The organism is Nonomuraea fuscirosea (assembly GCF_035917475.1).
Classification (GTDB): Bacteria; Actinomycetota; Actinomycetes; order Streptosporangiales; family Streptosporangiaceae; genus Nonomuraea; species Nonomuraea fuscirosea.
The window spans coordinates 1,969,218-1,983,844 of record NZ_CP109074.1; the positions used below are offsets into that span (position 1 = coordinate 1,969,218).

General features: G+C 72.6%; 9 protein-coding genes. 4 read left to right on the plus strand and 5 right to left on the minus strand.

The features are described from left to right. The first annotated feature begins 53 nt into the window (after window positions 1–53). Window positions 54–941 carry an NAD-dependent epimerase/dehydratase family protein gene (locus OIE67_RS08840; RefSeq protein ID WP_326638435.1) on the plus strand — a complete coding sequence of 296 codons (888 nt, stop codon included), beginning with the start codon at window positions 54–56 and terminating at the stop codon, window positions 939–941. 35 nt (window positions 942–976) lie between these two features. Here OIE67_RS08840 and OIE67_RS08845 read toward each other — a convergent pair whose 3' ends face one another. Beyond that, entirely contained in the window at window positions 977–1,609 is a 633-nt protein-coding gene (locus OIE67_RS08845) for an HAD family hydrolase (RefSeq protein ID WP_326638437.1), read from the minus strand. Window positions 1,610–1,714: 105 nt separating this feature from the next. Between OIE67_RS08845 and OIE67_RS08850 the strand changes: the two genes are divergently transcribed. After that, window positions 1,715–3,004 carry an MFS transporter gene (locus OIE67_RS08850; protein ID WP_326638439.1) on the plus strand — a complete coding sequence of 430 codons (1,290 nt, stop codon included), beginning with the start codon at window positions 1,715–1,717 and terminating at the stop codon, window positions 3,002–3,004. A 44-nt stretch (window positions 3,005–3,048) separates the two neighbouring features. Here the strand turns inward: OIE67_RS08850 and OIE67_RS08855 are convergent, their stop codons facing one another. Then, a complete protein-coding gene (locus OIE67_RS08855; RefSeq protein WP_326638441.1) occupies window positions 3,049–4,260 on the minus strand; it encodes a LeuA family protein in 1,212 nt (403 codons plus the stop codon). 68 nt (window positions 4,261–4,328) lie between these two features. Here OIE67_RS08855 and OIE67_RS08860 point away from each other — a divergent pair, with 68 nt between their 5' ends. Continuing rightward, window positions 4,329–6,065 (plus strand): citrate synthase, encoded by a 1,737-nt coding sequence (locus tag OIE67_RS08860; RefSeq protein ID WP_326638443.1) that lies wholly within the window; start codon window positions 4,329–4,331, stop codon window positions 6,063–6,065. Between the two features lie 496 nt (window positions 6,066–6,561). On the opposite strand, the gene OIE67_RS08865 is transcribed toward OIE67_RS08860, so the two are convergent. The 3 genes from OIE67_RS08865 to OIE67_RS08875 form a co-directional block, all read right to left on the minus strand. Next, on the minus strand, window positions 6,562–9,759 hold the full coding sequence (locus tag OIE67_RS08865; RefSeq protein WP_326638445.1) for a chromosome partitioning protein ParA: 3,198 nt from the start codon (window positions 9,757–9,759) through the stop codon (window positions 6,562–6,564). A gap of 80 nt (window positions 9,760–9,839) precedes the next feature. Beyond that, window positions 9,840–11,075 (minus strand): hypothetical protein, encoded by a 1,236-nt coding sequence (locus OIE67_RS08870; protein WP_326638447.1) that lies wholly within the window; start codon window positions 11,073–11,075, stop codon window positions 9,840–9,842. Then, a complete protein-coding gene (locus tag OIE67_RS08875; RefSeq protein WP_326638449.1) occupies window positions 11,072–12,271 on the minus strand; it encodes a hypothetical protein in 1,200 nt (399 codons plus the stop codon). Before OIE67_RS08875 ends, OIE67_RS08870 begins: the two co-directional genes overlap by 4 nt. A 193-nt stretch (window positions 12,272–12,464) precedes the next feature. Between OIE67_RS08875 and OIE67_RS08880 the strand changes: the two genes are divergently transcribed. Next, the gene (locus OIE67_RS08880) at window positions 12,465–14,615 is read left to right on the plus strand and encodes a fibronectin type III domain-containing protein (protein WP_326638451.1); all 2,151 of its coding nucleotides are present in this window, start codon (window positions 12,465–12,467) and stop codon (window positions 14,613–14,615) included. Window positions 14,616–14,627 lie beyond the last annotated feature (12 nt).

Consider the following 14,627-nt stretch of genomic DNA (forward strand, 5'->3'; position numbering starts at 1 on the left):
CGGCGGGTGCGCACTACGCTGGGCCGGGCCGAGATACCAAGGGAGCGGTCATCATGCGCGTCGTCGTCACGGGAGCCCACGGCAAGGTGGGCAGAGCGGCCGTCAAGGCCCTGGCCGAGGCGGGTCACGAGGTGACCGCCACCGACCTCACCCGCCCGGTCTGGGAGCGCCACGACCCCGACACCCCCCGCTACGTGCAGGCCGACCTGACCGACGCCGGGCAGGCGTTCGCGGTGACGCACGGGGCCGAGGCGGTGGTGCACGCGGCGGCGATCCCGGATCCCACCTCCAACCCGGCGCACGTGGTGTTCCAGAACAACCTGATGTCCACGTTCAACATGATCGAGGCGGCGGTGCGGTTCGGCGTCCGGCGGTTCGTGAACATCTCCAGCGAGACCGTGCCCGGCTTCTTCTTCCCCGAGCGGCCGTTCCTGCCCGACTACGCGCCGGTGGACGAGGAGCACCCGATCCGGCCGCAGGACCCGTACGCGCTGGCCAAGCACTTCGGCGAGCAGCTCATGGACGCGGCCGTGCGCCGGTCGGACATCAGGTGCATCTCGCTGCGGCCGAGCTGGGTGCAGCACGAGGGCAACTACGAGCGCAATCTCGGGCCGCAGGTGCGCGACGCCTCCGTGGTGGGGGCGGGGCTGTTGAGCTACATCGACGTGTACGACCTCGCCGACGCGATCGTGCTGGCCGCGGAGTCCGAATTGCCCGGGCACGAGGTGTTCTACATCGCCTCGCCGGACAACGCGGGCGGGCACGACTTCGCGGCCTCGCTGCGGCGCTCTCATGGTGACCGGGTCGAGCTGCGGGCGCTGGCCAGGCCGGACGCGTCGGGCATCTCCTGCGCCAAGGCCCACCGCCTGCTGGGCTGGACCCCGAAGCGGTCGTGGCGCGACTACCTCGACGAGAACGGCCGCACCCGCAAGGAGGCGTGACCGACCGTTTCCCGCACCCTGGGGGGAGAGCCGGGTCAGTCGAGGGCGGCGATCAGGTCGGGGAGTTCGGCGGGGTCGTGGAAGAGGGTCGCCCCCAGCCCCTCCAGCCGCGAAACGGGCGTGACACCGCCGGCGAAGGCCAGGCAGCGCATGCCCGCGCTCACCGCCGCCGTCACCCCGAACGGGCTGTCCTCCACCACCACGCACCGCTCGGGCTCGGCCCCCATGACGGCGGCGGCGTGCAGGAACAGGTCGGGTGCCGGCTTGCCCCGCGTCACGTCCTCGACGCTGAACACCGCCCCGTCGAACCGGTCGGCCAGGCCGGTCAGTTCGAGGCTGCGGCGGATGGTGGCGTGACGGCCGTTCGAGGCCACGCAGCAGGGGATGGTGAGCCGCTCGAGTGCCTCCTCGATGCCCTCGATCGTGCGTAGCTCGGCCTTGACGGCGGCCACGTAGTCGGCGTTGAGCTGCTCGCGCCAGCCGGGAGGGGTCCGGCCGATCTGCTCCAGCCAGTAGTCGTTCGTGCAGCCGACGAAGCGTTCGGCGTACTCGGCCTCGTCGATCGTCCAGCCCAGGCGGCGCAGCGCGGCGGTGCCCACGCGTACGGAGATCGGCTCGCTGTCCACCAGCGTCCCGTCGCAGTCGAAGATGACCAGCTCGACAGCCAAACTGTTTCCCTTTCCCCGAGTCAGCATTGCTTGAAACGTAACATCGCGCAGGTGGTAGCGTTCCCGTACCACTTCACAAGACGCTAGTCCGCATGGTGAGACAGAATGACGACATCCCCCCAGACGTCGGCGCCGAGCCGGTCCAGGATCGCGACCGCCAGCCTGATCGGCACCGCGATCGAATTCTATGATTTCTACATTTACGGCACCGCCGCGGCCCTGGTGCTCAACACCGCCTTCTTCCCCGAGATGGACCAGGTGGCGGGCAACCTCGCGGCGTTCTCGACGTTCGCGGTGGCGTTCATCTCGCGGCCGCTCGGCTCGGCCGTGTTCGGTCACTGGGGCGACCGGATCGGCCGCAAGTCCATGCTGGTCGTGTCCCTGCTGGTGATGGGGCTCTCGACGGTGGTGATCGGGCTGCTGCCCGGCTACGCCTCGATCGGCGTGCTCGCGCCCGTCCTGCTGGTGCTGCTGCGCTTCACGCAGGGCATCGGCCTCGGCGGCGAGTGGGGCGGCGCGGCGCTGCTGGCCACCGAGCACGCCCCGCCGGGCAAGCGCGGCCTGTACGCGATGTTCCCGCAGCTCGGCCCGTCGGCCGGGTTCATCGTGGCGAACGGGCTGTTCCTCGTCCTCGGGGAGACGCTGAGCGAGGGGCAGTTCGACAGCTGGGGCTGGCGGCTGCCGTTCGTGGCGAGCCTGCTGCTGGTGATCGTCGGCCTGTACGTACGGCTGAAGATCTCCGAGACGCCCGTCTTCCAGCAGGCCATGGACGAGCGCCGGATCGCCAAGGTGCCGTTCGCCGGCCTCATGCGGCACCAGTGGCGGCGCGTGCTGCTCGGCGCCGGCGCCATGACGATCGCCTACACGCTCTTCTACACCGCCACCACCTACTGCCTGGCCTACGGCACCGACACACTGCAGATCCCCAGGACCACCATGCTCGCGCTGACCATGGTCGGGGTGGTGTTCATGGCGGCCGGCACGGTCGTCTCCGCCGTGGTGTCCGACCGGGTGGGCCGCCGCCGCACCCTGATCACGGGCACGATCGCGGCCGTGGTGTGGGGGCTGGTGATGTTCCCGCTGATGGAGACGCGCTCGGTGCTCCTGGTCGGGGTGGCGCTGGCCGGGGCGCTCGCGCTCATGGGGCTGGTCTTCGGGCCGATGGGCGCGTACCTGCCGGAGCTGTTCAGGACCGAGTTCCGCTACAGCGGCGCGTCCACCGCCTACAGCCTCGGCGGCGTGCTCGGCGGCGCGGTGCCGCCGCTGGTCGCCACCGCCATGCAGGCCAGTGGGCTGGGCGCGCTGGCGGTCGGCGGGTACGTCGCCGCGATGGCCCTGCTGAGCCTGCTCTGCCTGCTCGCCCTGCCGGAAACCGGCGACAGCACTTTGCGCTGACGGGACCTCGACGGCCTGGGAACAGCACCCTGCGCCGACCGGGCCTAGTAACCGGGAAACAACAGGGACAACTCGCGCGGATGGGCCGCGATCAGACGTAGTTCATCGTCGGTGAGCGGCCTGCCCGTCATCGCGTTGCAGAGCTGGACCACGCGGAACGACAGGTCCTCGTCGGCCACCTCGGTGCCGAGCCCGTCCATGACGTGCCGGAAGCCGGCCTTGCCGCCGTACTCGCCGGTCAGCACCACCCGGCCCGCCCGCGCGTGCCGGTCGTCGGGGAACGGGCCCAGCGTCGCCTCGTCGTACAACTCGTAGTTGCCGTGATCTTTCAGCGCCCCGTCGGCGTGGATGCCCGACTCGTGCGCGAACGCGTTGCGCCCCACCCCCACCTGGTTGTACGGCAGCGGCTGCCCCAGCGCGTAACTCGCCCACAACGCGAACCGGCGCGCCCACGACAGATCCAGCGGGTCGCCGATCTTCGCGTCGAGGCCGAAGCCGTGCCGGAACGCCAGCACGGTGGACAGCAGGTCGGCGTTGCCCGAGCGCTCGCCGACGCCGTTGACGCACGTGTTGATCCACGCGTCCTGCCCGGCGTCGAGGTCGCCGAGCGCGCCCGACACCGAGTTGGCCACCGCCATGCCCAGGTCGTTGTGGCAGTGCGTCTCGACCGGCATCGCGGCGCCCGAGGCCAGCCTGGCGAACCGCTCACGGATCCGGCCGGGCGTGTCGCCGCCGATGGTGTCGCAGTAGCGTACGCGGTCGGCGCCCGCCTCCTTGGCCGCCAGCGCGAACTCCAGCAGGAACCCGTCGTCGGTACGCGAACCGTCCTCGGCGTTCACCCCGACCGTCAGCGCCCCCGCGCCCTTGGCCACGCGGACCGCGGCCGTCATCTCCCTGATGATCTCCTCCCGGCCCAGCCGGCCGCGGAACTTGTTCTGGATCATGTAGTCGGAGGTCGAGATGGACAGGTTGTAGTGCTTCAGCCCGAGCGGCGCCGCCCGCTCCACGTCCTGCGGCACGCCCCGGCACCACCCCGACAGCCGCAGCTCCCCGAACACACCCGCCTCGGCCAGCGCCACCTGCGCCCTGACGTAAGGCGCCTCATGGAAGAGGAACGGGAACCCGATCTCGGACTGCGCCACCCCGAGCCTGGCCAGATAGAAGTTGACCATGGTCTTGCCGAACTTCGACAGGCCGGTGCGCGCGGTCTGCACGCCGTCCCGGTTGGTCACGTCGAGGAAGTGAACGTTGGGCATGCTCCCACGTTGACATGCTCGTTCGACATGGATCAATATTGATTATCGTCAACTTCGGAGGGTGTTCGGTGGCGGAGTGGATCGACGCGGCCACGGCGTCGGAACGGCTGGGCGTCAAACCCGCGACGCTGTACGCGTACGTGAGCAGGGGAGTGCTGCAGCGGCGGCACGGGGAGGACGGGCGCCGCAGCCTCTTCTCCGCCGAGGAGATCGAACGCCTGGCCCGCCGCGGCCGCCCCCGCAACCAGCGCCCGGAACTGGTCATCGAATCGGCCATCACCGCACTCGGCGTCGACCGCCCCTACTACCGAGGCCTCGACGTACTCAGCCTGGCGGGCATGGCCCCGTTCGAAACGGTCGCGGAATGGCTCTGGACCGGCAACCCCACCGTCTGGCCCCCCACCCGACCGACCCCCCTGAACACTCCGAACGCCTCCACCACCGATCCGAATGCCTCCAACGCCGCTCCCAGCACCTCCAACGCCGACCCTGGCCTTCCGGGCGACTCGGGTGCTTCGTCCGGCGACTTGGGCACCCCGGTCGTTTCCACGAGCGACGCGGGCATCTCTCGCGAAACAGCCAGTTTCACCGGCAGCGTTGACGTTCCGGACGGGGTGTCGGCCGCCAGAGCGCACGTTCCGCCGCGGGAACGTCTGGCCGCCGACGCGTCCGCTCCGCATGAACCTTCACTCGCGCGCACGAACGATCCGCAGGGGCGTCCGGCCGTCTCCGGAGACGATGCCGACGTTGAGGGTGGGGCGTCGGTCGCCGGTGCGTCAACTCCGCATGAACATTCCGCCCCAGGCGCGCGCGTTACGCAGGGACGGCCGGCCGGCTACGAAGGCGGTGTCGGCGTTGAGGGCGAGGTGTCGGTCGCTGGTGAGCATGGTGCCCGCCGGGGACGTGGGCCCGAGGTCGGTGGGCGGCGCAGGATGGCGGCACCCGCGGCCTGGCGGTGTGAGCCTGAGGCGCTGGAGGCGGCCGTCGCCGCTCAACGCGGACTGCCCGCCGACCTGCTGCCGCTCGACCGGCTGCAGGTGATCACCACGGTCCTCGGCGCGTCCGACTCCCTCCGCCATCAGCTCGACCCCGCCTCCGTCACCGAAACCGGCCGCCGCATGATCGCCGGCCTGGTGGACGCGCTGCCCCAGCTCAGCGAGCCCAATGGCGACTCGATCGCCGCGCGCCTGTGGTCCCGCCTGTGCCCGGCACCCGCCACCCCCGCCCTGCTCACCGCTCTCGAAGGTGCCCTGGTCCTGCTCGCCGACCACGAACTGGCCGCCTCCACGCTGGCCGCCCGGGTCGCCGCCTCCGCCAAGGCGGATCCGTACGCCGTGGTGCTGACCGGCCTCGGCGTACTGGGCGGCCCGCTGCACGGAGGAGCGTCGTACGGCGCCGAACGCCTGCTCGCCGAGATCGCCGCGCCACACCAGGCCGCCCGCGTCGTCACCGAGCGGGTACGGCGCGGCGAGCGCATCCCCGGCTTCGGCCACAGTGTCTACAAGAACGGCGACGCCCGCGGCGCCCTGCTGCTCGACCTGGTCAGAACCGCCGCCCCAGGCCATGAGCGCATCGCCGCCGGAGACGCCCTGCTGGCGGAGATGCGCCGGCGCCGCCTCCCCGACCGCAACATCGACTTCGCCCTCGCCGTCCTCACCGCGGTCACCGGCATGGTGAGCGGCGCCGGCGAGGCGATCTTCGCGGTCGCCAGAGCAGCGGGCTGGCTGGCCCACGCGATGGAGGAGTACCACCGCGGCTCCCTCCTCCGCCTCCGCGCCTCCTACACCGGCCCACCCACCAAGTAAACGCCCCCAACGCCGCACACCATCAACGCGGCATGCCGCCAACGCCGCACACCATCAACGCCGCACACCTCAGCAGCGCACGCCCAGTGCCGCTCGCCGCCAGCGCCGCACCGTGCGCCCCCGCGACCACATCATGGCCCCTAGCTCACATCTGCGGCCTCAACCATCCGCGACGCTCGGCCCCTCACGACCCTGGCCATCTGCGATCCTCGGTTACTCGCGATCACCCGTAGCCCCGCCCACACGTGCGCCTCACCACACGCTGCCCGCAGCCGCTCCACGACCTTCGACCGCTCCACGACCTTCGACCTCTTCATGCCCTCGGTCACTCACGCTGCCGCGATCCTCACCCACCGAGCCTCTCAGCCACCAACGACCTCGACCGCTCAGGGGCCTGCACGCGCTCCGGAATCCCCGGTCACTCGCGGCCCCCCACGGTCCTCACCCACCGTGCTCGTAGCCGCTCCGCGACCCGGGGAAGCAAGGGCGCGGGCGGCTATGCCGGGGTCGGGGTGCTGCGGTCCACGTACGAGGACAGGGCGCGGACTCGTTCGGCGTGCTGGTCGTGGCCGACGATCACCGGGGGCTCGTTGTACGGCATCGCGTCCGAGGAGCGACGCAGCTTGATGTACTGCCCGCAGGCGTCGATCGCGTACGGCTCCATGTCATCCTGCAACGCCCCGATCACCGTGATCCCGTACGTCTCCCCGATCCTCCTGAACAGCGCCACCGCCTCCCTCCGGTGCTCCTTGCCCAGGTTGCGGCCCAGCTCGTCGAGGACGAGGCACAGGTGCCCGCCCCCGGAGGAGGCGATGGCCGCCGAACACACCAGTTTGACGGCCTTCTCGTCCATGAGCGCCGTGTTGGCCCGCCGGTTGTAGGGGACGAACCCCTGCCCCTCGCCCCGCCGCCACTTCGGCGTCACCCGCCACTGCCAGCGCTGCTCGGGATCGGCGGGAGCGGGTGGCACCGGGAACTCCAGGGTCGCGCCGTAGCCGCCGTAGGAGGTGTCGAGTTTGTCGAACTCCTCGGCCACCCGCGTGAGCCGCGCCTTGATCGCCGCCGTCAGCGCCGCCCGGTGCACGGCCGTCGACTGGGCCGCCTCCTCCGCGCCCCTGGCCGCCGCCGCCAGGTCACGCTGGCGGGAGCCGAGCTGCGCCTCGATCTGGCGCCGCTGGTGGCGTTCGTACTCCTCCTGCCCCCGCAGGTAGGACGCCAGCGCCCCGCACACGCCCGCGAACGTCGCCTGCTCGCGAGCCGTGCTGCCCTCCCGCTCGCTCAGCAGGAAGCGCAGCTCCTCCGGGATCTCCGCCTCCTCCTCGGGGAACGTGTCGCGCAACGCCTGGTCGAGGTGGCGTTCGGCGACCCGCCACCACTCCTCGGCGGCGCGCGGCCGCTCCTCCTCAGGCAGCGCCGCCAGCCACTCGCGGGCGGTCTCGATCGTGCCGCCCCAGTCGGCGGCCAGCGCCGCCAGCTTGAGCGTCTCCCGCTCCGCGCCGACCTTCGCCTCCAGCCCGCGCGCCTGCGCCCGCTCGGCCTCGTGCCGCTGCCTGCGGCCCTCCAGCCGCTCGATCTCCATGTCCCTGGTACGGGCGCGGAAGTCGAGCGAGCCCGCCTGCCGTTCGGCCTCGGCCACCTTCGGCGCCAGCTCCTCGACGGCCGCGTTCAGCTCGCCCAGCCTGGCCCGCCGCTCGCCGAGCTTGGCCTCCAGCTCGGCCAGCCGCACCCCGGCCCTTGCGCCCTCCAGCCGCCGCTGCGCCCGCGCGACCGACTCCTCCCCGTCGTGCACGGCCTGGGCGGCGCTCTCCTGTACGTCTCTGGCCCGGTTGAGCCGCTGCTCCGCCGCCTTGATCCGGGCCTCCCGCCCGGTCGCGACCCCGTCGAACGCCCCGACGACGCTCACCCCGGCCGCGCTGACCAGCACGGACCCGGGCAGCGCGGCCAGCGCCGCGGCGGCGGCGTCGAGCTGGGCGGCATCCACGATCACGGCGTGCTCGTTGGGCCAGCCACGCAACTCGCCCAGCGCCCCGGCCGTGGTCCCGGCCTGCCCCTGCGACTTGCCGTAACGCGCCTTGAGCGCCTCCCCGAGCGCCCTCCCCTCACCGCCACCGGCATCGGCATCGGCGCCACGACCGGCGTGGCCGGCTCCCTGCGGCGTGTGGGCGGCGTCCCGGGCCTGTTCGGCCACGTCGAGGGCGTCGAGCAGGCCGGTGGCGCCGATGCCGGCCGCCGCCAGCGCGTTGAGCTGGGCCGCCGCCGGGCCGCCCTCGGCGTCGTCGAGCGCCGCCTGGGCCGAGGACACCTCCCGGTCGGCCACGCCGAGCGCCTTGAGCGCCTCGTTGAGCCGTAGCCGCACCTCGCCCAGCTCCCGCTCGGCCGCCGGCACGTCGCGCCCGTCGGCGAAGCGGCGCGTCTCCTCCAGAGCGGGGATCAGCCCGCGCAGCTCGTCGGCGGAGTTCTCCGCCACGGCGCGGTCGGCTTCGAGCTTGGCCGCCCGCGCCTGCATCGCCGCCAGCTCCTTACGGGCCTGCGACACCTGCCGGTCGAGGGTGTCCTCGCGCAGGGTGGCGATCTCGGCCTTGACCATGGCGATCGACTCGGCGGCCGCCTCGCCCGCGGCGCGGTGCCGGTCGAGGTCGGCGACCAGCGCCTCGTCCTTGCCGGCCGCGTCGGCCAGCCGGCGCGCCTGCCGCCCGCGCCAGCACCGCAGCGCGTCGGCCAGCCGGATCCTGGCCTGATCCCGGCGGTCGAACGTGCTCAGCAGCGCCTTCGACTCCGCCTCGAACTCCGCCAGCCGCTCGCCCGCCTGCGCCGCCCGCACCCGCTTGGCGTGCTCGTCGCGGCGGGCCTCGCGCTCCTGCTCCAGCTCGGCGTCCAGGCCGGTGAGCGCGGCGATGGCCTCGAAGACCCGCTCGGGCGAGATCTCGTTGAGCGGCTGGGAGAGCAGGTTGGTGGCGACCTTGCTGCGTACGGACGTGGACAGGAACGACACGCACCTGACCCGGTCGCCGTAGAGCACCTTGGTCAGGTCGCGGGCCACGACGTCGCGCCGCCCGGCCGACTTCGGCAGCGACGCCCAGATCTCGTCGGCCCGGGCCACCCGCTCGGCCTCGGACGGCGACGCCGCCAGGTGCACGCCCTCCCGCCAGCGGATCTCCAGGTGCGGCGCCTCCTGGTTGACCTTCAGCCAGACGGTCATGGCCCCGCCGGAGGTGTCGGGCACCTCGAACAGCTCCCCGTCAGCCGAGCCGGCCTCCTCGAACAGCTCTCCGTCAGCCGAGCCGACCACGTCCACAGCAGCGGCCGGGCCGCTGCCAGCCACGGAAGAAGCCGGGGGAGGGGAGGCCGTCGCGTCGCCGAAGCCCTCCATGCCGGGCGGCCCGAAGACGCCCACGATGTATCCGTGATCGGCGCTGGCCCACTGCCGGGCCCCGGCGCCGCTGGCCAGCTCGGCGTTGAAGAGCAGCTCCGACACCGCCTTGGCGCCGGAGGCGAAGCGCCACTGCTCGTCACCCAGCAGCGCCGTGATCGAGGCGATGAACGACGACTTGCCCGCCCCGTTGGAGTCCTTCGGCCCCGCGCCCGCCACCACGATGAGCGTGCCGGGGACCGTCGGCACCGGATGGGTCGACAGCCGCGAGATGTTGACCGCCTGCACGGCGATCAGCACCCGGTCTCCGACGACGTTCTCCACCTGCGACACCTGAAACCCCCGTTGTCCTTCCATCCGTGTTGAAAGCCACTACCGGGCCGCTGCGAAGCGGCCCGTCCCCGTCACTTCGCCGATCTACGCGCGAGTACGGCCGCCGCCAGCGGCGTGTTGGGCCCCGCCGCCAGGATCAGCTCCTCCTGCAACCGCCGCCTGGCCGCCGGCGTGAGCCGGTGGAACTGCGGCCCCGGCACGTAGCCGCCCGCCTCCTCGCCCGCCTTGACCTGCCCGATCAGCCCGGCGTGCCGCAGCGAGCGCAACGCCGCCTCCAGCTCGCCGATCGGCAGCTGGGTGTGGCGGCGCAGCTCGTCGACCGGGGTCGGGTGCGGCGACAGCCACGAGTCCTCAGGCAGCAGGCCCTCGGCGCGCGGGATGGCGACGGAGTGCACGAGCACGAGCGTCAGCACCGCCCGCTCGCTCACGCCCAGCCTGGTGCCCTCGGGGCCGCCCAGCTCGGCGGCGACCGCGTCGTCGTAGCCGGAGGTCCAGCGCTCACGGTGCTGGATCAGCGTACGGCCGCGCCTGGCCAGCATCTCGCCCAGCGTGTGGCGCAGCGCCGGATCGCGCAGGGCCGCGAACCGCACCTCAGGCACCGGCTCCGCCGCGTGCTCGACCACCATGAACGCCGCCACGAGCTCGGCCCGCCGCCGCTCGTCGTAACCGCTGAGCAGGTCGTCGAACTCGGCCGCCCCGCCCTCGGCCCGGCCCCCGGCCCCGGCGGGCGCCGGAGGATGCGGGCCCGCCACGGCCACGATGTCGGCGTCGCCGACCACGGTCAGCTCGGGCCGCTCGGGCTCGGGCAGCCGGCGTACGAGCTCCTGCAACTGCGCGTGCGACTCCACCGGCCACAGCGCGCACCGCGGCCCGAGCAGCACCACGCCGTCGTCGACGACCACCCAGGCGGAGTCGTGCAGCCGCCGCAGCGCGCCGCGCGCCCAGTTGCGCATCAGGTCGTCGGTGCGGCCGATCAGCTCGCGGTAGGTGTCGAGCACCAGCTCCACGGAGGCGGGCTCGCCCGGCCACGGATCCACCGACAGGTCGCGCCAGCAGCACTTGAGCACCGCCGCCAGCACCCGCCTGGTCTCCCCCGACCGCTCCACGGAGACGGGCGGCACCTGGTGCTCGTCGAGGAGCGACGGAGTCACCCCGTCGGGCCACACGGGCACGGCCTCGCCGGTGGAGTCGGGCCGGGTCAGCCGCAGCATGCCGGGAGCCGCAGCCACCCCGGCACCGAGCCGGGCCGGCCCGGCCGCCCGCACCCGCGCGTGGGCGAGCGCGTGAGCCTGCCGATCGACGCTCATGAGACCCGCTCCAGGTAGCCGTGGGAGAGCCACGCGGGCTCGCGCTCGGGATCGACGCTCAGCCCGTCGGACCAGGCCAGCCGGTAGGGCAGCTCGGGCCGCAGATCGACGGTGGTGAGGTCGGCCAGCACGCGCCGCGCGGAGGGCCAGTCGGAGCCGAGCACGTCGGCCAGCGCGATCCGGTCGGCCTCGCCCAGCAGCGACTCGGCCATCAGGGTCAGCCGTTCGAGCGCCGCGCCGGGCGAGGAGTCGAGCGAGGACTCGGGCCCGGGGTCGGGCAGGTTGGAGCGCGGGGGAGTGGGCTGGGCAGGGGCCGGGCGCGGGGCCTCGTCGACGGCGCGGGCGACGGCGGCCGGATCGTGCCACGGCGCGGGCGCGTCGAAGACGAACCCGTCGAGCACCGCCGCCAGCCGCTCCCTGGACGCCGTCTGCGCGAACGTCCGCCACGTCTCCGTCGGCAGCAGGGTCAGGTTGCGCGTGGTGCCCGCCGAGTCGGCCAGGCGCCCGGCGGCGCGGCGGGAGGCGTCGCTGTAGGCGTAGATGGCCGCCCGCAGGTCGGTGCAGGTCCGGTCGAGCTCCGGCCATCGGGTCAGGATCGTGCCGTGCAGGCTCTGCGCCCGGCGCGCGATCTCCTCGGTGCCCCACAGCTTGGGCGCCTGCTCGCGCAGCTCCTCGATCGTGCCCGTGGTGAGCGTGATCAGCTCGAGCGCCCACAGCCGGAACGCCCGCGCCAGGTTGAGCGCGCTCTGCCTGGCCTCCTCCATCGTGGTGCGCGGATCGGCGACGTTGAGGTCTTCGAGCGCGAGCAGCCGGTGCATCTCCGACTGCCCGCCGTCGTCCATCATCCGCCGGATGAACATCAGCCCCACCACACTGGTGAACGAGGCGCGGTAACGCAGCTGGTTGGGCTTGGGGAACACCTCGCGGATCGCGCCGAGCCCCTTGAGCACGCGCAGCCGGTTGTCGAACTGGTCGGCGGGATGGGCCCGGCAGGCGAAGCGCATCTGCTCGTGGGTCAGCCACTCCTCGCCGGCCTCCGCGAACGCCGCGAACAGCGTCTCGGCGATGTCGACCAGGGCGGGATCGTCGACCACCGCCCCGCTGTCGCGGGCCAGCGCGGCGAACATGCGGCGGTAGGTCGACAGGACCGCCTCGTCGGTGAGGACGGAGTCGAGGGTCAGGGGCTGTTCGGACACGGGCACTAAGGTACGGCTTCACACCGACACTCTTGGCACGCTCGCACCGAGAGCCCCGAAGGAGCTCAGGAGAACCCCAGGTATACCAGCCAGTACGTACGCGTACGGGACGCCTGGGCGCTAGGGTGATGCCCGATAACACGGGGGCGAAACGCTAAGTAATCGTACAAACCGGGGTGAGTGACGAGTGCGCATGCTCCGAGGCGATCGAGCAACGGCACTGATCGCCGCCGCGGTGGCCGCGATCCTGGTCGCCGTGGCGGCGTGGCTGGGCGTGGGCGTGTCGAGCGCCAACCCCAAGCTGGCCGACGTCGGCGCCTGGCTCTGGACCAAGGCCAGAGGCAAGATCGTGCACGTCAACGGCCTGTCGGGCGAGGTGGACGGCTACCTCAACGACAAGGCGGGCCGTCAGCTGCGGGTGGTGCAGGACGGCGGCGACGTGCTGCTCGTCGACGACACGACCGGCTACGTCAGCCGGGTCGAGCCGAGCCAGCTCAGCGTGGCCGAGACCCGCGACTTCGGCGCGGCCGGGCTGCAGCTGGCCGTGTCCGGCGGCACGGCGTACGCGGTCGATCCCGCGAGCGGCAAGATCCAGCAGATCAACCCCGCCACGCTCGACACCGTCGGCACCGCGCTCACCCTGCCCGCCCCGCTCGGCGCGGCCCGCATCGACGGCGGCGGCCGCCTGTGGGTGCCCGTCACCGCCAGGGGCGAGGTCGTCCCGGTGGCCGAGGGCACGGCGGCGGCCCCGGTCAAGGTCGGAGAGCCCGGCGAGGAGCTGTCGGTCACGATCGCCGGCGGCCTGCCCGTCGTCGTCAACAGCCGCGCGGCCACCGCCACCGTCATCGGGTCCGACGGCGGCGTCGGCCAGATCACCCTGCCCAAGGGCGTCTCCCAGGCCGCCAGGGGCGGCGCGCTCACCCCCGCCGCCACCGAGGGCTCGCTCGTGCCGATCCTGACGCCCGGCGACTCCGGACTGCTCGTGGTGATCGACACCGCCTCCAATGCCGTGCTCAGCACCAAGCTCGGCACCGGCGACCCGGCCGCGCTCGGCACGCCGCAGGTGCTCGGCTCCAAGGTGTACGTGCCCGACCAGGCCGCCGGCTCGCTGATCGTCTGGGACAGCGCGGACGGTGGCCGCCCCACCACGCTCAGGGTGGCCCAGGAGCCGGGCCCGGTGGACGTGTTCGTCAAGGACGGACTGCTGTGGGCGAACGACGAGAACGGCGACAAGGCCATCGTCATCGACCCGGAAGGCCGCAAGCACGACGTCGACAAGGACGACTCCGACGTACCGGGGCCGACCAGCACCCCCAAGCCCAAGCAGACGCCGCGCTCCGACCCGACGCGGACCGACACCCCGCCGCAGCCGGACCCCGTCGAGACCACCACGCGGGCCCCGGTCCCGCCGACACGCGACCCCACGCGCGAATCCACTGGGCAGCCGACGCGGACACCGACGCGGACCCCGTCCTCGACCCCCACACCCACACCCACACCCACACCCACACCCACACCCACGCCGAGCGCGCCGGCGCCGCCCGGCGGCGTCACCGCCAGGTCGGGGCCGGGCAAGGTGACCGTCACCTTCAGCCCGTCCGCCGGCGGCAAGGTCGAGCGGTACACGCTCAAGTCCTCCGGCGACGGCAGGTCCGTGCCGCAGTCGGTGGACGCCGACGGGCCGTTCCGGTTCGAGTTCACCGGCGGCAGTTGCAGCGGCGAGTACACGTTCACCGTGGTCGCGCACTGGCAGGGCGGCGAGGTCGAGTCCGAGCCGAGCGCGGGGGCCAAGCCCTGCGTGGCGCCGGGCTCGCCGACCGGATTCGCGGCCAAGGCCAGGAATCGCGGCGCCGAGCTCACCTGGAACGCCCCCGAGGGCGCCGACGACGCCACCACGTACGAGCTGACCGGCGCCGCGACCAACGACGCGATCAAGGGCACCACGTTCACCGTCGAGGGCCTGAAGAACAACCAGAAGCACTCGTTCAAGCTCAAGGCCAGGAACGCGGCGGGAGAGAGCCCCGACGTGGCCACCGCCGAGGTGGACCTGGCCTACCCGAAGCAGCAGTACAAGAACGCCAGCAACGACGACACCAACACGATCATCAGGACCGGCCCGTCGGCCGGTGACAAGGCCGGAACGATCCCGAAGGGGGAGTACATCACCCTGACCGTGATCTGCCAGGTGAAGGGAGCCTCGTACACCGACTCGTCCACCGGCAAGACCAGCGACATCTGGAACCGGATCGAGAGCCAGTACGGCAACGGCTACCTGAACGACACCCTGGTGGCGACTCCGGACGGAGGCTTCCCCGAGGGGCCGCTGTTCGAGTGCACCGACTGAGAAGGGGAACTC